Here is a 20095-nt window from a genome sequence, read left to right as displayed (position 1 = left end):
CCGGGCGGACTGCTTCTGGGAAAGAGCGGGTCAGATTCCGGTGGCCGTGTCGATTTCGGCGGTCGGGTCGGCCAGCGTGTTGATCTGGGCGGGGCTCAGAACGCCCTGGAAGGCCCAGAGGTCGTCGATTTCGCCGGTGAGGGGCTTGGTCCAGGCGCCGCCCGTGCGGGCGCGGCCGAACTGGAGTCCGCCGCCGGCGGCGAACGGGGTGGTCACGTCGGTGAAGGAGACGTGGGCGACGCAGCCTGTCCCGGCGTCGTCGGTGCAGATCTGGTTCTCCAGGCTGCCGTTCACGTAGAGACTCAGTTGCCTGGCGAACCCGTCGTAGGTGACCGCGATGTGGTTCCAGTCGCCGATCCACAGGCTCTGGTCGAAGGTGTGCGTCACCGTGGTGTGGGTGGCGGTGGCCCCGTCGGTGTCGGTGACCTTCGCCTCCCACCATCCGGTTGCCTGGCCGTCGACCAGTTTGTCGAAGTGCCAGCCGACGGTGATCGCCGACTGGCTGGCGCCTGCTATGGACATGACGGTCATGTCCGAGGTGGGTGAGCCCGCCGATGCCCACCCCGCGAGGGTGAAGCTCTCGTTGGTGCGCGGGGCCGCGGTCGAGGTGGCGTATCCCCCGGGCCCGGTCAGGCCCAGGGTTCCGTTGCCGGTGACCCCGCCGCCGGGGACGATGGCGGCACCGGTCGGGGAGAGCACCGCGTCGGCGGCCCCCGACGGCTCCCCGGGGCTCTTTCCGCTGGTGGCTGTGTTCAGCTTCCAGCGGCCCACGAGCTGCGGACGCTGTCTGATCATCTCGCGCACCTCGGGCTGGGTGACGATCCGGTCGAATACGCGGACGTCGTCGATGTCGCCGCCGAAGTGGCTGTTCATGGTGGCGTCGTCGCGGCCGGCGCCGACGATCAGCGGTCCGGGCGCGGACCACGGTGCGGTCTGCGTGTAGTCGACCTCGGAGACGAGGTGCCCGTCCACGTAGAGGCGGTTCTTGCGGGTCACCGTGTCGGAGACACCGACCAGGTGGGTCCACTGGCCGGCGGTCTCCCCGATGCACGGGACACCGTTGACCTGGGTGCCCGGTGTGCAGTCAGGCTGCATGGCACGGACGATGTCCGGGCTCGCGGCGTCCTGCGGGTGGCGTCCGAAGATCCACTTCTTGTAGTGGCCGGAGTAGTAGAGCGAGAACTCCGAGCGCTGTGTACCGGCCTGGGACACCACTACCTTCGAGGAGCGGTCGGTGCCCGGCACCGCCTGGCGGCGTACCCACGCCGACACGGTGAAACTGCGGGTGCCGTCCACGACGGGCTTCGCGGTCCTGGCGTAGCCCGTCGCGCCGGTGCTGAGCGCTTTGCCCTGCACGCCCGTCGTCGTGGTGGCTGAGCCGGAGAGCGTCAGGTCCGGCACTTCGGGGCGTCCGGCCATGGAGGTTCCGGAGGTCTCGTCGAGCGACCAGACGGCCTTGGCGCCGCGGCCCGGCAGCTGCTTGTCGGCCGCCAGGTCCACGGCCTCGGCCGTGGTCAGGGCGCGGTCGTAGGCGCGGATCTCGTCGAGGGATCCGTACCAGGAGTCGGTGTAGGTGTCGCGCCAGCGCATCTGCCCGAAGTGCATCGGGCCGCGGGCGTTCCACACGGTGGCCGGTACGGAGCCGGCCTGCTGGCCGTTCACGAACAGTTTCAGCTGCTTGGCGGGGGCGTCGTAGACACCGGTGAGGTGGGTCCACTGGCCTGCCACCGGGGGCGTCTCGCTGGAGGCGGTGGCCCATGCGTAGCCGCTGCTCGCGTCGGTGCTGGCGGCTTTGATAGCCCATTTGCCGGCGGTGATGCCGAGCTGGAAGGCGGCCATGTGGGTGCCGGCCTGGCTGACGACCGCCTGTTGCTGCGGAGTCACGGTGGAGGGCTTGACCCATGCGGAGACAGTGAAGCTCTGGTCGGTCTCCAGGATTGCCGTCTGGGTGGCGAGGTACTGCACCGGTGTGGCGTCCGCGGCCCGCCGGCCGTCGAGTTCGACGGCCGTTCCGGTGTGGCCGGGGGCGCCGACCGTGCCGGCTGACAGGGTCGCGGGAAGGTCGGACGGGGTGGGGTTCACCGTCGTGCCGGCGATGTCGTCCATGGTCCAGCCGGCCCGCTGGGGGTGGCCGCCTAGGACGTTGAAGTAGTAGGTGGTCGTCTCGGACACGTTGCCCGCGGCGTCCAGTGCCTTGACGGCGACGAAGTGCGGGCCTTCCTTCTCCATCAGCAGCTTGACGGTTCGCGGGGCGCCTGCGGTGGTGGCGACCTGCCGGGAGGCCGAGGGCTGCTGGTCCAGGCCGTACTGGTATTGCACGGCGTCCGTGGATGTGGTGTCGAAGGTGAAGGAGCCGTACCGGCCGACACCGTCGGTCCAGGCGAGATCGGCCTGGGCGTCCGCAGAACCCGGGAACTCCGGCGATACGGTCACCGGGCCCACCGGGGCGGAGGTGTCGATCCTGAAGTAGCAGGCGGTCGGGGTGCCGTCATAGCTCCACGGCCCCCATTCGGCACCGTCCCACCCGCGGACCGCCCAGTTGATCGTCTTGTCCTTGGGGACGCTGCTGGGAAGGGTCACGGAGAACGGCGACCCGGAGGCCTTGAAGGTGTTGGCGGGAGGAGCCGTGCCCGGGGCACCGGTGGAGTACCACTTGCCGCTCATTCCCGTGCCGTCGCCGTTGTCCCACGACACGGCGAACTGCACACCGATGGCCTCGCCGTCCGGGTCGGACACCTTGGCGGTCACCTGCGGGTACTTGGTGATGACCACGGGCGTGGTCGAGCAGGCCGAGCCGGGAGACATCGACAGATCGCTCATCGGGGCCTGGCGCGGCGGCAGGTTGTAGGTGACCTGGAGGCTGGCATTGCTGTTGAACCGCTTCCAGGCGTAGCCGTCCGACTCGTTCTCGGCCTTGAGCCCGAGGGTCAGGTCCACCCAGTCGCCGTTGGCCGCCTGCTGGACCTTGTCCCGCAGGGCGTTCGAGGTGCTGCCGCCGAACTCGACGTAGCCCGCGGCGCAGCCCGTGTAGCCGCGCGCGGCGCTGACCGTCTGCAGGTGCTGCACCCAGAAGGAGCTGGAGCTGGAGTTCTTCCAGGTGGTACCCGTACCTATCCGGCTCGTCGCGTAGAGCTGGAGGGGCTTCTTGGTGCAGCTGTAGGCATGGGTCTCCCAGACGTTCAGCTTCGCGTTCGTGACGCGCTTGCCCACGAAGCCCCAGCCCTTGATGGGGAACGCGTACAGGACGCGCTTGACGTCGTTGGAGGCGCAGCCGGAGGAGACGCACAGTCCGGTGCCGAAGTCTCCGGTGAACTTCCAGTAGGCGTTGTTCTCCCAGTAGCGGGAGATGCCTGCCCAGCCGTTGGCCCGGGGGGTCTGGAGGTTGGGGTCGATCAGGACCGGGAAGACGGTGCTCGGCGAGTCCAGCAGGGCTTGGTCCGGTGTCAGGACGAGGCTCTTCTGGTCGCCCGGCACGGCGACCTTCACGGCCGCGGCGTGTGCGGCACCTGCCTGGTCCTGGCCGGGGGCCGCCTGGAGGGCGCCCGCACGGGTGCTCTTCGCCGCCGGGCCGGCCTCGGGTATCGCGGAGGGTACGGCCTTGTCGTCGGCGAGGCCCGGCGCGGAGTCAAACATGACCGGCTTGGGCGCCTCGAAGACCGTGCCGCCTGCGGCATCGGTCATTTTCAGGACGCCGCCGGTGCCCTGGCTCGTGGTCAGGCCGGGCGCGGACAGACCGAGCTTGAGCTCGTCGAGCGCCGGGTTCTTCGCTGCGGCGGACGTCTTGACCACGATGAGCTGGGTGAACCCGGTCTCGGTGGCGGTCAGGCGCAGGTCGACGTCCGGCAGGATCGAGCGGTACTCGGCGGTGTCACCGTCGAGTACCGGCGCGGGCAGCGGCTTCGGCCAGGTCAGCCGTACCTCCTTGCCCGCGTGCGCGATCCGGACGAGGGGCTGGCTGCCGCCGCCGGAGAAGGCCAGGTCGGGCAGGGTCGCGCCGGGGGTGACACTCCCGTCGTCCGTCGTACGGAGTGAGGTGTCGATGTCCCGCCACGCGCCGCCCTTGAGGGTGCGGACGGGCTTGGTGTAGACGGTGGCGAGGAGCGAGCCGTCCGGCTTCGCGACCACGTCGCCGGCCTCCTGCCGCATGGCGGCAACGGGTACTTCCTTGCCCGTCTGTTTGGCCTCCGCGAGAGCCAGCGTCTCCGGTGTCTCCTGCTGGGCGGTGGTGCCACCGGCAGAGGCGGCGGGCGAAGCCGTTGCGGTGGCGGGAGCGGCCGCCAGCCATCCGGGGATGGCGATGCCAGCCACCAGACCGAACGCGGTCAGACGGGAGGCGGCGCGTGCGCGCCGCCGTTTTTGAGCAGGCCAAAGGCCCGATGGGTGATCCACCGTGGTTCCCCCCACAGGAAAGGTAAAGGTCAGTAAACGAGCAAATCAAACGGAGGTATAGGCGCGACGGTCAAGGTGAAATGGATCACCGCCGAGCCGCTCGATGCTCCACCTGTGATGATGCGGAGCCCCCACCGCCTGTCGCGACTGATCAACCCGCGAAGCACAACAGCGCTTCGCATGCCGGGGGTTCACCATCGCGACAGCCGGCACGACCGGCCGGGGCCGCGCACGTACCGAATCGGCCAAGGTGGCGAGATACCGGAGATCGTTTACCTTCTCTTTACAAACTGTTGCCGACCGGGACACAGCTCGGCCGGGTACGCGGCCCACTCCGCGTCGTGTCGGCCCGGCAGCGCCGGCGCGTAGCCCTCCTTGGCCAACTGGGTCTGTTCCTCGGCGGCGTGTTCTTGGGCGGCGGCCAGCGCGGGGTCTACCCGCCGACGGCACAGCAGGCAGGTGGCGCCGGGGTGGAGGACGGTGACGCGGCCGATGATGTCTCGGATGTGGCCCTGGGGGGGGTCGCGGTGATCTTGACGCCGCAGTCGATGAGCGGGGTCAAGTAGGCGTGGGAGAAACGGGAAAGCCGTATCCGGCCTGCTTCGTCGTCGGTGCGTCCGAAGACTATGTCCGCGCCGACGACACGCTGGGCGACCTGGCGCCTGCTCACGCTTCCGGCCACCGGTTCGACCGCGACATCGTCGGCGATGCGAGTGAGGAAGGCGGGGAGGTCGTCCGGGCTGCGGCCGGTGACCAGGCCGTTGTCGGTAGCCGTCTCCTCGTCGACGACGGAGGCGCCGGGCGTCGCGCAGGTCGGTGTGGATGGCCAGAAGGCCGGAGCGCGGCCGCGGATCACGTCGGCCTCGATCGAGGCCCAGGGGGCATGGCAGATCGCACCGGCAGGTTGCCGGACGTCACAGACGGAATCCCGCGCCTGCGGCTCCGTTCGGCGTCGGCGTGCCCTTCCGGTGCCGGATCGGATGGGGTACCGGTCCGGGGATGTCTGGGTCCGCGCGGAAACGGGGAGGTGGTGGCCGGTGGCGGGCGCCTAGGATCCGCCGCATGATCTTTCTTCCCGCCTTCGGGCCGACCGCCTACCGCACCCCCGCGCAGCGGGTTCTGCATGGTCGGGGGCTGCGGGAGGCGGTGCGGGGTGGGGGGCCGGAGGTGTGGGCGCGGCTGGATGCGGAGGTGCATCTGAACACCGGTCCGTGGGGGCGGTGTACGCGGCGGGTGGGGTTTCGCTGGGTCGACGAGGCCGAGATCGACGACTGGGGCGCTGTCGCGCGGCGGTACGAGGGGGGCGCCGGGGTGTGTCCGGCGTCGGAGTCCGAGCTGGTTCTTGCGCTGTGTCACCATGACGCCCGCGTGCGGGCGGAGGCGCTGCGGCATGCGGGGGCCGGGGAGGGTGCCGTTCTGCCGCTGGTGTTGTTGCGGTGTGCCGATACCGACGCGGGGGTGCGTGAGCGGGCCCGCGCGCTGCTCGGGGCCGTGCCGGCGGACGGGCTGCGGGGGGTTGTGGCGCTCGCGCTGCTGGTGGGGTTGCGGCGGCACGGCGGCTGGGGTTGGGAGCTGGTGTTCGAGCGGGTGGGTGGCGGGGAGGGGATGGCCGGGGCGGAGGTCGTCCGGCTTGTGGGCAGTGCGGATGCGGGCGTCAGGTATGCGGCGGTCCGGGCCGCGGTCCGCTACGGGCTGCTGTCGCGTGAGCGGGCCCGGGAGCTGGCCGAGCGGGACCCGGAGCCGCGGATCCGGCTGGCCGCTCTCGCGTGCGGGGCTCTCGCCGACCGGGATCTGGACGCGCTCGTCGTGGAGGCCGGTGATCCTCTCGTACGGCGTGCCGCGCTGACCGCGGTGCTGGGGCGGGGCGCCGCTGCCCCGGAGCGGCTCCTGGAGATCGCCGGAGCGGCTGCGGATCCGTGGGTGCGGCGGGCCGCCATCGATGCCGTACGAGGTCAACTCCGACCAGGGGAAGGCGAGTTGACCGTGCCTGAGCGGTTTGGTACGTCCCCGCATGTCGCGCTGCGGCTGTTCGCCGCCGAGGAGGACGCGCGGGCCGGGCGCGCCGAGCGGTCGGCGGGGCGGCTGGCCGATCCGTCCGCGCGCGTACGGGCCGTGGCGCGGCGGGCGCTGGTGGACGCGGGGCTGGACCCGCAGGGCCGTTACCGCGAGCTGTGCGCGGTCGATCCGTGTGCCGGGGCCGTGCTCGGGCTCGCCGAGGAGCGGGATCCCGCGGACACCGCCCTGCTGCGGCGGCTGGCCGGGCATGCCGACGGGCGGGTCCGGGCGGCGGCTCTGGCCGGGCTTCGGATGCGGCGGGCGATCGGGCCGGCCGAGCTGCTGCCGTACCTCGCGGACGGCTCGGGGAAGGTGGTGCGGGCGGTGCGGGGTGCCGTACTCCCCTACGGGGACGCGCTGTCCGAGGCCGAGCTGGCCGGGCTGCTGGACCCCGCGGGTGGGGCGGGCGGTGCGCTGGACACCGTAGGGGCGGCGCTGGTGCTTCTCGGCCGGCGGCCCGTGGTGGTCCGGCGCCGGGTGGCGCGGGGCCTGGCCGGCCATCCGCAGCGGCGGGTACGGGCGTGGGCGCGTGCGCAGTTCGGCCGGCGGCTGTGCTGGGACCTGTGGACGGGCCGGGACGCGGCGCTGGCGCTGCTCGGTGGCGGGCGGGTGGCCGAGGTGCTGGAGGTGGAGGACCCCGCGGCGTGGGCGGCCCTGGACCGGGGGACCCGGTACATCGCGTCCGTCGACCCCGGTGGTCTGCGGGCCTGCCGTGAGACGGCGCTGTGCCACCCGTCCGGCCGGGTCCGCGAGGCGGCCGTCACCGCGGCGGCGGGCGATGCCTCGCTGCTGCCGCTGGTGGTACTGCGCTGCGCCGACCCGGTACGTCCCGTACGCGAGGCCGCTCACGCGGTGCTGGACGCGGCCCTGGTCGCGGACCCGGCGGGGACGCTGCGGGTGGTGGTGGCGCACGTACTGGCGCTGGGCGGGCGGGACCGGGGGCGGTGGGCGGTGGCGCGCGTCGAGGAGGCGCTGCGCGCGCCCGGGGCGGCGGGGCTGCGCCGGGAACTGCTGGAGGGGGTGGGGCGGGAGGGGCTGGAAGGGGTGGCTCTGCCGGGGCGGCGGCTGGCCGCGCGGATCAGCCTGGAGCTGATCGGGGTCGGGGCGAAGCGTCCCGACCAGCTGCCGGCCGTCGATGTGGCGCGGATGCCGGAGAGCGTCGCGGACGGTATGGAGGGGGATGAGGGTGCGGGCGGCCGGGTGCGTCGGCTGCGGCCTGCGCACTGGTGTGCGCGGTGGGCGGCCCGCGAGCCGGATGGGCTGCTGCGGCGCCGGTGGACGGAGGCGGCTCTGGCGCTGATGGCGGCTCAGGAGGCTGAGGAGGGAACGGGCGAGGGGACGGGCGGGGGCGCCGATGAGGGTGCGGTCGCCGCGCTGCTGGGTGCCGGGGACGGCTGGGTGCGGGCGGCGGGGGTCATGGCCCTGGCGCGGGCGGGCCGGGCCGCGGAGGCGGTGGACCACCTGGCCGACCGGTCGGCGCCCGTACGGGCCTGCGCCCGCCATGTGGTGCGGCAGAGCGGCGGTGACCCGCACGCCCTGTACCGGGCCTGGTGCACCTCCGCCTCCGGCAGCCCCTCCCCCTGGGCGGTACGGGGCCTCGGCGAGAGCGGGAGTGTCACCGACGCTCCCCTGCTGACACCGCTGCTGGCGCATGCCGACGGGGCCGTGCGGGCGCAGGCGGTCGCGGCCCTGGTGCGGGTGGGCGCGTCCGACGGTGAGCTGCTGCCCCTGCTGGACGACCCCTCGCCGTCCGTGGTGCGCGAGGCGGAGCACGCCCTGCGCCCGGTGGCCGCGGAACTGCCCACGGCGTGGCTGACGGCGCGGTGCGCGCGGGCGTACGCCCGGCACACCCGCCGCGCGTGCCTGCGGCTGCTCCAGCGGCAGACGTCGTACGCGGGCCTGGAGACGGCCGTGGGGCTGCTGGACGACCGGGATCCGGAGATACGTTCCTGCGCGCGAGCGGTGCTGCTGGTGTGGCCCTGGCTCGCCACCGCCGCCGGCGATCCGGACCGGCAGGGGGAGGTGAGCCGGCTGCTGAGGCGGTTCGAGGGCACGCTCGGGGCGGGTGCGTGGGGGATGTTCCGGGGCCGTATGCGGGAGGGGGCGCGTGTGTGGGGGTCTCGTTCCGGCGGTGTGTAGGGGGGTGCGCGGGCGTGGTCGGCCTGGTGCTTCGTGCTCGGCGGCCGGGGGTCTCGCTGGCGTCGGCCCGGTCGCGGCGCTTCTGCGGTGGTGTGGGGCGCGGTGAGCGACGGGCGTGCTTCGTACGCTGATGGCTTCTCGGGGGCCGGGGCGGGGCGCATCGGGGCAGGTGGCTGACGCCTCTGTGTGTGTGCCAGTTCTCGTGACGGCTGGGTGTGCGTTCCGTAGGACCGGCCTCCGGGCGGGCAGGCGGGGGATGCGGGGGATGCGCGTCCTTCGGGTTCGGTGGTGGCGGGTGGGTGCGGTCTTTACGGGGCGGTGCCGTGGCGGTTACCTGGTGGGGAGGGGTACGAGGTACGGGGGCGGGTATGGCGGGCTGGCACGGGGGTTGGGAGCGGGGGCTGTGGCGGACCGCGGTGGCGGTGGTCGCGCCGCCGTTGGCCGCGGCTGTGGCGTTCGGGGTGGCGTGGGAGTCGGCGTACGGGTCGCTGGGGAGTTGGGGGTTCTTCCTCGGCGGGCTACTGCTTCCGCTGGCGCTGCTGGGCTGGCATGCCGCTCGCGCCTCGCGGCGTGGGGCTTCGCTGATCGCGTTTTCCGCGCTGCCGGCGGCTCTGGGGGCGATTCTCACGCTGGTATCGGTGGGGCACAGCGTGCTGGAGGACCGGGGGGTGGAGATCAGCTGTGTCGTGCTGAAGGTCACCGAGCGGACGGAGACGGAGTCCTCGATGGACGCCCAGGGTCATTGGACGTCGACGACGAGGACCTCGTACGACCATCGGCTGGACTGTCCTGCGGGCGGACCGGAGTCGCTGAACACCGCGTCGCGGCTGGCGAAGGAGGGGGAATCGCTGGCGGTGGTGCGCGACCCGCAGGGCAAGGTCTCGCCGCGGGCCGCCGGGGACGTGCACGGCTGGGGGACGCGCGTCGCGGCCGCGGTGGCGGTGGGGGTGGCGGTGCTGCTGGGGCTGGCGGGCGGGATCCAGGAGGCGTACCGGAAGCGGGGGCAGAGGCCGCGGAGGTGAGGTGGACCCGGGGGGGGCTTGCCCCCGCACCCCCGGGCGGTGCGGGGGGCTGCTCGACGCGGGGCGGACGGGCTCTGGCGCGCGACTGGGCGTAGCGCTGGTCGCGGGTGTGGGGCGGCGGTGCGGTGGGGGCGGGCAGCTGGACCGTGCCGGCCGCGTGGGCGTGGATGCCGCAGGTGGCCGGGGCGGGCGCAGGGGCCGGGGAAGCGCGGATCGGGGCGTGTAGCAGGCCGGCGTCGCCGCCCTGTGGCGCATCCGGGCGCGGGCCCGAGGGGGCGCAGGCCGGTGGCCCGGTGATCGCGTGATCGGGCCGGGTTCGCCGCGACGGCCAAGTGCTCGGGGCGGAGGGCCTCTGAGGTGCGGGGTGTCGACGGCGATGTGGGGCCGCCTCCGCCAGAGGGGCCACGGACGCAGCTGGGCCCCGACCCGGAGGGGGTCGGGGCCCAGCTGGTGCCATGGCTGCCTGGTGTACAGGTCAGTGGCGGAAGGTGTCCTTGATGTCTTCCTTGGCGTGACGGGCGTCGCCCTTGGCCTGCTCGGCGCGGCCCTCGGCGGTCATCCGCTCGTTGCCGACGGCCCGGCCGACGGTCTCCTTGACCTTGCCCTTGGCCTGCTCGGCGTGCGCCTTGCTCTTCTCCGTGCCCGACATCGGGACCTCCTCGTTGCTGTACCGGATTGGTCGTGACCACTCTCGTGCTCCTGATCGGCGGGGCTAAACCCGGCATTCCCAGAATTCCGAAAGAGGCCGGGCCGTCCCGTTCACGGCTGAGCCGGAGCCATAAGAGGCTCGTGAAAATCGTGTGCATGGACGGAGAAGGCAGGGGCACTCGATGCTGCGGAGGTTGATAACTATGGTTCCCCTGCTTCTTGTTCTTCTGCTTGTTCTGATTCTGTTCGGTGCCGGTTTCGCGGTGAAGATTCTCTGGTGGATCGCGCTGGCTGTGCTGGTGCTGTGGCTGATCGGCTTCGTCGCCCGCCCCAAGGGCAGCAGCGGCCGCTGGTACCGCTGGTAGTTCCCCTGCCGGCTGCGCGGCTGTGGCCTGTCATCCCCCGGTGAGTGGAGGGGGGTGACAGGCCACGGCCATTTCTGTCCCGCGGTCGATGGCGCCATTGCTGCGCGAGAAGCCCTCGCACGGGCATGCGGTGAATGACCGTGGTCGATGCCGGTGCGCGCCGGTGACCGGCGGGCGTAGCGTGGTCGGGTATGAGCGAGGGTGTGGAAGCCAGGGGTCCGAAGGTTTCGCCGAGTTTTCCTCCCAAGTCGCCGCCGCCGCAGAAGAAGCCGGTGGAGCCGCCGCGGCCGCAGCCGGCGACGAAGCCGGCATCGCTCACCGGGGTGCCGGCCCGGCTGGTGGTCACCAGCCGTCGGGCGAGGGTGCTCACGTTCCGCGCGGACCAGTGGGCGGCGAGGAAGGCCGCCGGCCGGGCCGCGCTCGCCGTCGCCGCGTGGGGCTACCCGCTGCTGGACGAGCACGACTTCCTCAAAGCCGTCCACGGCCTGGTCCAGGCGGCCGTGGCAGCCGGCGGGAAACGCGTCAGCGTCCACTTCGCGGACCAGCAGGCCAAGATCCTCGTCATGGTCCTCAACCACCGCACCGACGAACAGGAGGAAGTGGGCCATGTCCCGGCGGAGGTCGCGGTGCTGCGGACCGTCGATGCCTGCGGTGCCCACACCGACCTTGACGGCCATGCCTGGTGGGCACTCCTCGACGCCGAACCCCGGCCGGAGAAGCGGCTGCCGTAACACGGGTTGCTGGTAAGAAGGCTGACGTCGGCCCCGAGTAGAGGTGTCTTGCTGGGCACTACGGCCGGGCAAGGTCAGCCGCTGCTCCAGCACCCGTATGGAGAGACGAGGGTGCGCCGTGGATCCGAACACCGGCCCCGCCACGTCCGCTCGGCATGGGCGGGGCCTGTCTGCGCCGCGACGGGGCAGGTGGTGCGGCCATCGCGGAACTCGGTGTCGCCTCGCCCGTCCCGCGCCTGGTGCTGTGCACGCTGGTCACGCCGGAGGCGCGCACCGTCCGTCCGATGAGGGGTGCCAGGTCACGCGAGGTCGGCGAACGCTGCCAGGCGACCGGAAAGATCGTCCCGACTCCCGACTCCCGACTCCCGACTCCCCGACTCCCGACTGGCGCGTGAACCGCGACATATGAGGCTGGGCGCCGGTGGCGCAAACGGTTTCGTACGCGGGCGGGCCGGCGCAAAAACCCTTCCTTGCCTGACAGTGCCGCTCTGTACTGTGAGCGAGCGTTTCTTCGAGATCAACTCGAACGTTCGACAACACCATGGGGGGCCGGTGCGTAGTCGCCGACTTGTTCTTTCCGCTGCCGTGATCGCGGCCGGCGTCGGGCTCGTGCCGGGGGGCGTGGCGCAGGCCGCGGGGCCGGGAGCCGACGCGGCTCAGGGCGCCCACGGCGTCAGCTCGTCCAAGGATCTGCTCAAGACCGCCACGAGCGCCTTCGCGTTCAGCAGCCCCGCCGACCGGTCGGTGAAGACCACACTGCCGGCCGCCGGGAGCAAGGCCGCGGCCGCCACCGACCTCAAGGTCGGTCTCACCGGCAAGGGCACCAGTGCCCGGGGGATCGAGCTCAAGTCCGAGGTCACCAGCGGCACCACCACGCCGCACACCGTCGTGATCGACTGGGGCGACGGCACGACCAGCACCGAGCACACCGACGGCACCGGGGCCCGGACCTCCCGCCACGCGTACGCGGAGGTCGGCAGCTACACGGTCAAGGCCACCGTCACCGACACCGCGAGCGGCACCTCGGCGGCCAACACGATGGCCTTCGTCACCCCGGGCTCCGAGTTCGTCCCGCACCACCCCACCCGTCTGCTCGACAGCCGGGACGGCACGGGCGCGGCGCAGGCCGCCCAGGTACCGGCGTGGGGCGAGGCCCGCGTGAAGGTCGGCGGGAACAGCGGGATCCCGGCGGACGTGGCCGCCGTAGTCCTCAACGTCACGGTCACCAACACCCGGAGCTCCGGTCACATCCGCGCGTACGCCGATGGCACCGAGCGTCCGACCACCTCGAACGTGAACTACGCGGCCGGGGACTCCGTACCCAACCTGGTCATCGTGCCGGTCGGCAAGAACGGCTACGTGAACCTGTACAACCACGGCGATCTCGGCGTGGACCTGATCGCCGACGTCACCGGCTACTTCACCCGCTCCTCGGCCAACGGCTACACGCCGACGGACCCGACGCGCTTCGTCGACAGCCGCGAGGGGCTGGGTACGTCCAGGGGCCAGGTCGCGGGGCGTACGCAGTTCGGCGTCCAGATCGCCGGTACGCGCGGTGTGCCGGCCGGGGCGAAGGCCGTGGCGCTCAACGTGACGGTGACGGACCCGCGGGGGTCCGGCCACCTGACCGTGTTCCCCAGCGGCCAGGCCGCGCCGAACACGTCGAATGTGAACTTCACCGGCGGCCAGACGATCGCCAACTCGGTGATCGTGCCGATCGGGGCTGACGGCAAGATCGTCGTACGGAACGGCGGCTGGGATCCGGCCGATGTGATCGTCGACGTCGTGGGCTACTACAGCCCGGAGAGCGTGAGCGCGTTCGTCCCGATGCGTCCCCTTCGCGAGCTCGACACGCGTGACCCCTCCCTGTGGCCGAACGGCCCGATGAAGCCGAACGGCTTCATCGTCTCGACGTACGTGGAGGAGTACCCGACGGCCAGTGGCATGGTGCTGAACACCACGGTCACCAACACCACCGGCGCCGGGCACCTCATCGTTTTCCCGGACCCCAACACCCTGTGGCAGTACCAGAACGGGACCCAGAACCGGCCGGTCCCGCCGAACTCCTCGAACCTGAACTGGACGGCCGGCAAGACCGTGCCGAACCTGGTGCAGGCGAGCACGGGCGTGAACGGCATCGTCGACTTCTGGAACCGCAGCGGCAGCAAGGTCGACCTCGTCATCGACATCTTCGGCCTGTACGACAGGGGCTGAGCCGCCTCCACCGATGAGCGGCAGTAGGGAGGAAGCCCGGCGCACCGAGAGTGCGCCGGGCTTCGCCGTGCACCAGCAGGCGGACGCCAGTGCGGCGCGCCGCCTGCGGAGGGGGCCCCTCACCGGCGCGTGAGCAGCGCTCCCCATACGGCTCGCGCGCGGTGCAAGCGGTAGGAGATCCTGCCCCAGGGGAGGTACCTCCAGGGGATGGCACCCGTATACCCGTCGACGTGACGGAACTGCTCCAGCGCCGCGCGGTAGCGGTGCTGCCGGACGAGGAAATAGGCGAGCAGGTGCCGCGCCTCCGGCAAGTTCGGGTGTCCCTCAGCCTCAGCCGTGGCTTCAGCCTCAGCCGCGGCCACGTCGTCCAGTGCCGCATCCACGAGTGCGACGACCTCCGGTGTGCCGAACAGTCCCGTGGCCTTGTCCCGCATGTCCACTTCCTCGTACCAGGCCAGCAGAGGCAGCAGCGCCAGCAGGTGACCCCTCGGCGCCGACCGGGAGGCCCGCTCCGCGAACTCCTCGACCTCGGTCCGCGAACCGCACCACTTGGCGCAGAAGTACTGCAACGCGGCCAGATGGGCGTTGAAGTGGTACGGCGACCTCGCCTCGACCTCGGCCCACAGCTCGGCCATCGCTCGGTGGGGGAAGTCGAGCCCTCGCGCGACCGCCACCTTCTCCGCCCATGGCGTCGGATCGTCCGGGCGCAGGCACGCGGCTCGTTCCAGCGCCCCAAGCGCGGCGCGGAGCTCGTGGTGGAAGTCGGCGAACTGCTTGGGGGACGTCGCGCTGGCCGGCTGTGCTCCTCGTAGCAGCCAGGCCCGCTTCACACGCGTGCAGGCAGCGATGAGCACGGCATCGGAGTCGTCCGGCCTGGCTGCCTGCCAGGCGGTCACCCACGCGTCACCCTCGTCGGCGGCCACGTACGACAGATGCTTCGCATAGTGGGCCACACGCTCCAAATCGTTGCCGGCCGCCGCGAGGAGATCGGCCGCAGGCTGCCACGCACCGGAGCGGACAGCCTTGAGCACGAGCCGCAGCCGCGGATCGGAGCCCGCCAGGAGCCCGTCCAATCGCCGCAGGGGTATCAGGGTGGACAGGAGGAAACCCAGGGCCGTAACGCCCACCACTGTGAAGAAGATGGGAACGGACACGGAGGGATCGATCACCGGGGAATGCGTCACTGAACTTCCTACGCCTGTCAGCGCGTGGCCGCGTCGCGCAGGGCGAGGGTGGTCCGGGCTGCGTCGGCGAGGTCGGTCTCGTGGATCAGCCGTACGCCGACGAGGTTGGCGGCGTCGCTCCATGCGCACAGCGCCTGATCGTCGTCAGGGCCGGCCACGAGGCCGCAGCTGAGGCCGCCGCCGTGCTTGCCCGCGTCGAAGGGTGCCACGTCGCGGGCCTTGGCGGCGGTGAAGAAGCCGCGGAGCTCCCGCGCGGTCGACTTGGACGCCTTGTTCTCGGCGACCCTGGGGTCCCAGTCGGCGCTGTTGACCAGGACGAAGAGGTCGGAGGACCCGTCCGCGTCCTGGTCGTAGTAGCCGGTCCGCATGCTGTGCGGGAGTTCGCGGCCCGCCAGCATTTCGGCCTCGGCGCGCTTCACCTCCTCGCCCGTGAGGAGGCGGAAGCGGTCGAAGATCTCCGGGAGGACGATGACGAGGGATTCCTCGGTGCCGTCCGCGGCGCGCGCCTCGATGGCGCGGGGCTCGGGATCGTAGGAGGCGGCGGCCCGCACGCTCGCGGCAGCCGCGATGAACACGGTCACGCCCGCGATGAACCAGGTCCGCCTTCTCTTCTCGCGCAGGGCGTGCGCCGGATCGCTGCCGGGCGGGGTGGACTGCGTACGCCAGGAACGGGTCAGCCACCAAAGCGCTGCGACGGCTGTGGCTGCGGCGGCCATGGTGCCGATGACCTCGCCTACGGCGAAGGGCTGCGAGGTGGGGTCGATGGAGGCGACGATCATGCGGGGAATCGTACGTGTGACCGAAGCTCTGTGGGTCACGTCTTCGCGACGCCCGGGCTCCATCTGACCTGCGTCGGGATGGAGTACGGCCCTACCGTGCGGGATCTCGGTTAACGCGTGCGGGCTGCCCGCTGGTTCGGGATCCGCCGATACGCACGGTGGGGGGAGCAGGCCGGATTCGAACCGGCGTCATCCCCTCCTGACAAGAGGGCGCGTCTACCTCTGCGCTACAGCACCCCCACCGCGGTACCCGCACCCTATGCGGAGCAGTCGGGAAACGCGTAACGGGTTTTCCAGGCTGCCGTTCGCCGCCGCGCAGTGAGCGGCAGGGCCGTATGCAGGACGACCTGACTCAGTCCGCCCCGGCGCTGCGATTCGCGTGGCCGCACGGTGGAACAGCGCCGGCTGCAGCCACCGTTCGCGGCTCGCAGTTCCAGTGCCTCAAACCAGGCCAGGTGCCGGGAGACAGCGGTGCCGGCTGTGCTGTCGGTACGGAGGAGCGCGCGGCCCGCGTGCAGGTGTGCCGCATCGTGTCGGCGCGCCCGGAGCGTCTGGGCTGGGCCGGCAGTACCCGTATGTACTCGTCCCGCGTTCGGACACCGGCGTTGCTCCGGCGGCCTGGCGCTTGCTCGCGGCTCGCGCGGACCAGTCGTCTCAACCGCGGCTCAAGAGAGCCGAGGCCGTAGGCGGCCCAGACCTGAAATCGAAATCCGATAGACGCCGTCGGGATACTGCTGGCATGGCCCTTACACAGCAACTCGCCCGCGTACCTGCGGGTTACCTCGCCGACCGCCGTCAGGCCACCGGCGCGTCACCGGACAGTGATCCCCAGTGGGATCCACCGGCGGACGACGTGCTGGATCTGGACTGGGCACCGGCCCTGCTGAAACGCCTCGGAGAGGTGGCCGGGCTCGACGAGGCTCCTCTCGATGCTCTACGCCAAGCCCTCGACGGCGATACGGCCCTGGACCTCGGCTTCCTCGACACACCTCCGCACGCCATAGCCCCCTTCGGAGGCACCCCCACCGGCCTCGGTGTCCTTGAAGTGGCGTACGTCTCCGCGCTGCTCAACCAGATCGACATATCGACCCTGCTCACCGCCCTGCCGGCCGACGAGCACGAAGCCTGCTCCGTGGTCGGCCAGGTGGGCGCCATCAGCGGCGGCCTGAGGGCGTACCTCCTGGACCACTTCAACGCCTTGCGCGACTTCTACCGCGACGCGGCTGAGCGCCGACTGGTCGTCGTCCTCTGGTGGGACTGAACCACCGATCAGCGCCGGGTGGCGATACGTGTCCGGTGGCTGCGTCATCGGCGTGACCGACTGGCCCGGGCCAAGACCGCGGTACTCGTGTAGGTCTTGGCCCTGGCCCTGGTCCTGGTCCATGCCCGGACCACCGCCGGCCTTGGGGCCGAGCGACAGCAGTGCCACGCACCGGCCACCGCCACCGGCCGGCCGGCCGGACCCATGCCCTCGGCAGCGACCGTTCCCGCTCAGCCCAGCCGCTCGGCCAGGCCGACGATGATGCCCTCCGGGCCGCGGAGGTAGCAGAGCAGGTAACGGTCCTCGAAGCGGGCGATCTCGCCGACGAGCTCCGCGCCGTGCGGGCGCAGGCGGGCGACCGTGTCCTTGATGTCGTCGACCGCGAACATGACGCGGTGCGTGCCCAGGACGTTGTGCGGCCGGTCGCGCGGCCCGGGGCTGGTCGCCGCAGGACTGCGGTACGTCGCCAGCTCGATCCGGCTGTGACCGTCCGGGGTGCGGAGCATCGCGATGTCGCAGTGCACGCCGTCCAGGCCGGTGCACTGGTCGGCGAAGCCGCCCTGCACCTCTCCCCTGCCCTCCAGCTCCATGCCGAGTTCCACGAAGAACTCGATGGCGGCTTGCATGTCCGCGACGACAATGCCGACGTTGTCCATCCGCTGGATCGCCATAACGGTTTCTCCTTCTGCTGGCCTGGCGGCCGGTGGCCGGCCGCTCATGTTCCTGGGACGGAGCCGGTCGCTCGTTCTCGACATGCCGCCGCTGCTGGGTTTCGGCCGCCCGCTGTCCGGGAGCCGGGCAGTCGCGGCCGGCGGCGGGGACAGGGGCTGTGCCCGGGTCCGGGTCCGGGTCCGGGTCCGGGTCCGGGTCCGGGTCCGGGTCCGGGTCCGGGAAGATCATGCCCCATGCGGCCCGCCGAGGACCGGTTGCCGCGGTGGGCACCGGGTGCGCATCCCCTGGGGAGTCCCGCCGCCACGCCCCCGCGCAGCCTCCTCCGCCATGCCCATGACCAGCACCCCCCACACCGCACGGTCAAGCCGTGGCCATGGCTTGTTTAGTATGTCCTCCCCGTTCAGCGCGAACCAAGGGCGGACAGCACATGCGCGTACTCCTGGTCGAGGACGAACCCGACCTCCGCGAGGTCGTGACCGCCGGCCTCAAGGCCGCCGGCTACGCCGTCGACGGCGCCCACGACTGGCCGGAAGCCGACTTCCTGCTGGACCTGAACGCCTACGACTGCGTCGTCCTGGACCGGATGCTGCCCTCCGGGGACACCCTCCCCGCCCTGGAGCACCGGCGCCGCGGCGGCTGGACGACCCCCGTCCTGTTCCTCACCGCGCTGCACACCCTCTCCGACCGGGTCGACGGCTTCCGCTCCGGCGCCGACGACTACCTCCCCAAGCCCTTCGCCATGGAGGAGCTCGTGATGCGGGTCGGCAGCCTGGCCCGGCGTGCCGGGGACCGGCTCCCCGTCCACCTCCGCCACGCCGGCCTGGAGCTGGACGCGGCGCGGCGCGAGGTGCGGCGGGACGGGATCCTGCTCACCCTCACCCACAAGGAGTACGCCGTCCTGCGCCACCTGCTCGTCCACCGCGAGACGGTGGTCACCCGCGCCACGCTGGTCGAGCACTGCTGGGACGAGATGGCCGACCCGGTCTCGAACGTCGTCGACGCCGTCGTGGCCGGCCTGCGGCGCAAGCTCGGCCCGCCGCCGCTGATCCACACCGTCCGCGGCCACGGCTTCCTCCTCGGGGACGGCACCGCCGGAGACCACCCCTCCCCCACCCCCCGGTGACCAGTACCCCGCGGGCGACGCGAGCCGCCCGCCGCCGGTCCCCGGCGCGCCGACGGCTCCGCCGCCTCCAGCTCCGGCTGACCCTCGCCTACACCCTCATCACCCTCGCCGGCGTCAGCGCGCTCTCCTGGATGGTGATCCGTACCGACGAGCGGTCCTGGCGCGCGGCCGCGTACGACGAGATGGACCAGCGCGCCGCCGTCAGCACCTCGCTGATCTACTACACCGACGACGGCCTCCAGCTCGACGGCCTCTACGACGACGAAGCCACCCGCGGGGCCCCGCGCGTACGGGTGCTGCAGGCGGCCCCCGGCGGCACGCTGCGCCAGGTCTTCCTCTCCCCCGGGCCGGCCGAGCCCGCCGTGGCCGAGGAGCGGCTGGCCGGGCTCGCGCGGCGCGCGATGGAGCGCGACGAGCCCGTACGGGCCGAGGAACCCGATGCCCGGGGCGCCACCGCCTATCTGCTGGCCCGCCCCTTCCACCACGACGAGACGCAGGACGTGCGCGGCGCGGTCGTGGTCGTCGGGGACCCGTCCCAGTGGATGGCAGAGCACCGGCGGCTGGCGGCCTCGGTCCTCGTCGGGGCGGGGCTGCTCACCGCGCTGGCCGGCGTGACGGGCCACCTGCTGTCGGGGCGGAGCCTGCGGCCGGCCTGGCAGTCGCTGGAGGCGCAGGAGCGGATGCTGGCCGACGCCGCGCACGAGCTGCGGACGCCGGTCGCGGTCATGCGCAGCTCGGTCGACGTCGCGGGCAGCGACCCGCGCGGGCTCGACCCGCACCTGCCGCGCATCCGGCGGGCCACCGAGCGCCTCACGGACGTCGTCGACAATGTGCTGACGCGCGGGCGCCTCCAGGCTGCCGGATCGGCCGGGCCGGAGCTGCGGGCGGTGCCGCTGCGGCTGGACCAGCTGGTCGAGCTCGCCTGTGAGGAGCTGGCGGGCGGGCCGCACGTGCTGACCACCTCCCTCGACGCGTCGGTGGTCACCGCGGACCCGGCGCTCGTACGGATCGCCGTCCGCAACCTCCTCGACAACGCGCTCCGCCACGGCCGCACCCCGGCCCCCGGGCACGGCGCGGCGCGCGCGGAGGTGCACGTGATGGTGCGCGGCGCGACGGTGGCCGTGGCGGACCGCGGCCCGGGTATCGCGGCGGCGGACCTGCCGGCCCTGACGGAACGTTTCCGCTCGCCGGGCGGCGGCACCGGCATCGGCCTGTCCCTGGTCTCCGAGATCGCCACGGCGCACGGCGGCACCCTCACGGCGGACCTCCGGCCGGGCGGGGGCACCCTGGTCCGGCTGTCGCTGGGGCCGGGCGAGCCGGGGCCCGCGCATGCGGGGGGTGCGGGGCGGGGGTAGGCGGTCGCGTGCGGGTCCCCCCGCGTGGGCTGATAGGCGCGTACGTACGACCCAGCCCCCGGAAGCCGGCCCGCCTGGTGGGACGCGGCGCGGGCGCGTGCATCCAGAGGGCGGGCTGCTCCGAACGGGACGGCCGGGGCCGCGCCTCATCGAATCCT

The 20095-nt window shown here is 72.3% G+C and carries 14 protein-coding genes, 1 tRNA gene and 1 pseudogene; 9 read left to right on the top strand and 7 right to left on the bottom strand.

Annotation, left to right across the window (positions count from 1 at the left end):
• Window positions 1-30: 30 nt before the first annotated feature.
• Window positions 31-4308 (bottom strand): LamG-like jellyroll fold domain-containing protein, encoded by a 4278-nt coding sequence (locus tag ABZ873_RS07020; protein ID WP_360866396.1) that lies wholly within the window; start codon window positions 4306-4308, stop codon window positions 31-33.
• Window positions 4309-4730: 422 nt separating this feature from the next.
• Between ABZ873_RS07020 and ABZ873_RS07015 the strand changes: the two genes are divergently transcribed.
• The gene (locus tag ABZ873_RS07015; protein WP_360866393.1) at window positions 4731-4955 is read left to right on the top strand and encodes a hypothetical protein; all 225 of its coding nucleotides are present in this window, start codon (window positions 4731-4733) and stop codon (window positions 4953-4955) included.
• Window positions 4956-5104: 149 nt separating this feature from the next.
• Here ABZ873_RS07015 and ABZ873_RS07010 read toward each other — a convergent pair.
• Window positions 5105-5371 (bottom strand): annotated as a pseudogene (locus ABZ873_RS07010) (DJ-1/PfpI family protein); the annotation flags it as partial.
• Between the two features lie 80 nt (window positions 5372-5451).
• Between ABZ873_RS07010 and ABZ873_RS07005 the strand changes: the two are divergent.
• Window positions 5452-8583 carry a hypothetical protein gene (locus ABZ873_RS07005; protein ID WP_360866390.1) on the top strand — a complete coding sequence of 1044 codons (3132 nt, stop codon included), beginning with the start codon at window positions 5452-5454 and terminating at the stop codon, window positions 8581-8583.
• Between the two features lie 638 nt (window positions 8584-9221).
• Window positions 9222-9605, top strand: coding sequence for a hypothetical protein (locus tag ABZ873_RS07000; RefSeq protein ID WP_360866387.1), 384 nt, complete (start codon window positions 9222-9224; stop codon window positions 9603-9605).
• A gap of 475 nt (window positions 9606-10080) precedes the next feature.
• Here the strand turns inward: ABZ873_RS07000 and ABZ873_RS06995 are convergent, their stop codons facing one another.
• Entirely contained in the window at window positions 10081-10254 is a 174-nt protein-coding gene (locus ABZ873_RS06995) for a CsbD family protein (RefSeq protein ID WP_360866384.1), read from the bottom strand.
• A gap of 181 nt (window positions 10255-10435) precedes the next feature.
• On the opposite strand from ABZ873_RS06995, the gene ABZ873_RS06990 reads away from it, so the two are divergent.
• The 3 genes from ABZ873_RS06990 to ABZ873_RS06980 all read left to right on the top strand — a co-directional run bounded on the left by ABZ873_RS06990 (window position 10436) and on the right by ABZ873_RS06980 (window position 13563).
• A complete protein-coding gene (locus tag ABZ873_RS06990) occupies window positions 10436-10618 on the top strand; it encodes a hydrophobic protein (RefSeq protein WP_360866381.1) in 183 nt (60 codons plus the stop codon).
• A 272-nt stretch (window positions 10619-10890) separates the two neighbouring features.
• A complete protein-coding gene (locus ABZ873_RS06985) occupies window positions 10891-11349 on the top strand; it encodes a hypothetical protein (protein WP_360866378.1) in 459 nt (152 codons plus the stop codon).
• 585 nt (window positions 11350-11934) lie between these two features.
• Window positions 11935-13563: a hypothetical protein gene (locus tag ABZ873_RS06980; RefSeq protein ID WP_360866374.1), complete on the top strand. Its 1629-nt coding sequence runs from the start codon at window positions 11935-11937 to the stop codon at window positions 13561-13563.
• A 119-nt stretch (window positions 13564-13682) separates the two neighbouring features.
• Here ABZ873_RS06980 and ABZ873_RS06975 read toward each other — a convergent pair whose 3' ends face one another.
• From ABZ873_RS06975 to ABZ873_RS06965, 3 genes are all read right to left on the bottom strand, one after another.
• Complete coding sequence (locus ABZ873_RS06975; RefSeq protein ID WP_360866371.1) at window positions 13683-14747, bottom strand: hypothetical protein; 1065 nt, start codon at window positions 14745-14747, stop codon at window positions 13683-13685.
• 17 nt (window positions 14748-14764) lie between these two features.
• Window positions 14765-15526: a hypothetical protein gene (locus ABZ873_RS06970; RefSeq protein WP_360866368.1), complete on the bottom strand. Its 762-nt coding sequence runs from the start codon at window positions 15524-15526 to the stop codon at window positions 14765-14767.
• Window positions 15527-15685: 159 nt separating this feature from the next.
• A tRNA-Asp gene (locus tag ABZ873_RS06965) sits at window positions 15686-15764 on the bottom strand.
• A 501-nt stretch (window positions 15765-16265) separates the two neighbouring features.
• On the opposite strand from ABZ873_RS06965, the gene ABZ873_RS06960 reads away from it, so the two are divergent.
• Entirely contained in the window at window positions 16266-16787 is a 522-nt protein-coding gene (locus tag ABZ873_RS06960) for a DUF1877 domain-containing protein (protein ID WP_360866365.1), read from the top strand.
• 230 nt (window positions 16788-17017) lie between these two features.
• On the opposite strand, the gene ABZ873_RS06955 is transcribed toward ABZ873_RS06960, so the two are convergent.
• Window positions 17018-17458 carry a VOC family protein gene (locus ABZ873_RS06955; protein WP_360866362.1) on the bottom strand — a complete coding sequence of 147 codons (441 nt, stop codon included), beginning with the start codon at window positions 17456-17458 and terminating at the stop codon, window positions 17018-17020.
• A 428-nt stretch (window positions 17459-17886) separates the two neighbouring features.
• Between ABZ873_RS06955 and ABZ873_RS06950 the strand changes: the two genes are divergently transcribed.
• Complete coding sequence (locus ABZ873_RS06950) at window positions 17887-18582, top strand: response regulator transcription factor (RefSeq protein ID WP_360866359.1); 696 nt, start codon at window positions 17887-17889, stop codon at window positions 18580-18582.
• Window positions 18579-19937 (top strand): HAMP domain-containing sensor histidine kinase, encoded by a 1359-nt coding sequence (locus ABZ873_RS06945; RefSeq protein ID WP_360866356.1) that lies wholly within the window; start codon window positions 18579-18581, stop codon window positions 19935-19937. The genes ABZ873_RS06950 and ABZ873_RS06945 overlap by 4 nt, the downstream gene beginning before the upstream one ends.
• Window positions 19938-20095 lie beyond the last annotated feature (158 nt).

Source organism: Streptomyces sp. NPDC047014, from assembly GCF_040644195.1.
Classification (GTDB): Bacteria; Actinomycetota; Actinomycetes; order Streptomycetales; family Streptomycetaceae; genus Streptomyces.
Note: the sequence above shows the minus strand (reverse complement) of the source record. Positions and strands in the feature narration are given on the sequence as shown.

What these genes read in the sequence shown, in the direction of transcription:
- ABZ873_RS07005 (WP_360866390.1), top strand. Translation starts at nt 5,452, where the DNA reads ATGATCTTTCTTCCCGCCTTCGGGCCGACCGCCTACCGCACCCCCGCG.
- ABZ873_RS06995 (WP_360866384.1), bottom strand. Translation starts at nt 10,254, where the DNA reads ATGTCGGGCACGGAGAAGAGCAAGGCGCACGCCGAGCAGGCCAAGGGC.
- ABZ873_RS06990 (WP_360866381.1), top strand. Translation starts at nt 10,436, where the DNA reads ATGCTGCGGAGGTTGATAACTATGGTTCCCCTGCTTCTTGTTCTTCTG.
- ABZ873_RS06970 (WP_360866368.1), bottom strand. Translation starts at nt 15,526, where the DNA reads ATGATCGTCGCCTCCATCGACCCCACCTCGCAGCCCTTCGCCGTAGGC.
- ABZ873_RS06960 (WP_360866365.1), top strand. Translation starts at nt 16,266, where the DNA reads ATGGCCCTTACACAGCAACTCGCCCGCGTACCTGCGGGTTACCTCGCC.
- ABZ873_RS06955 (WP_360866362.1), bottom strand. Translation starts at nt 17,458, where the DNA reads ATGGCGATCCAGCGGATGGACAACGTCGGCATTGTCGTCGCGGACATG.
- ABZ873_RS06950 (WP_360866359.1), top strand. Translation starts at nt 17,887, where the DNA reads ATGCGCGTACTCCTGGTCGAGGACGAACCCGACCTCCGCGAGGTCGTG.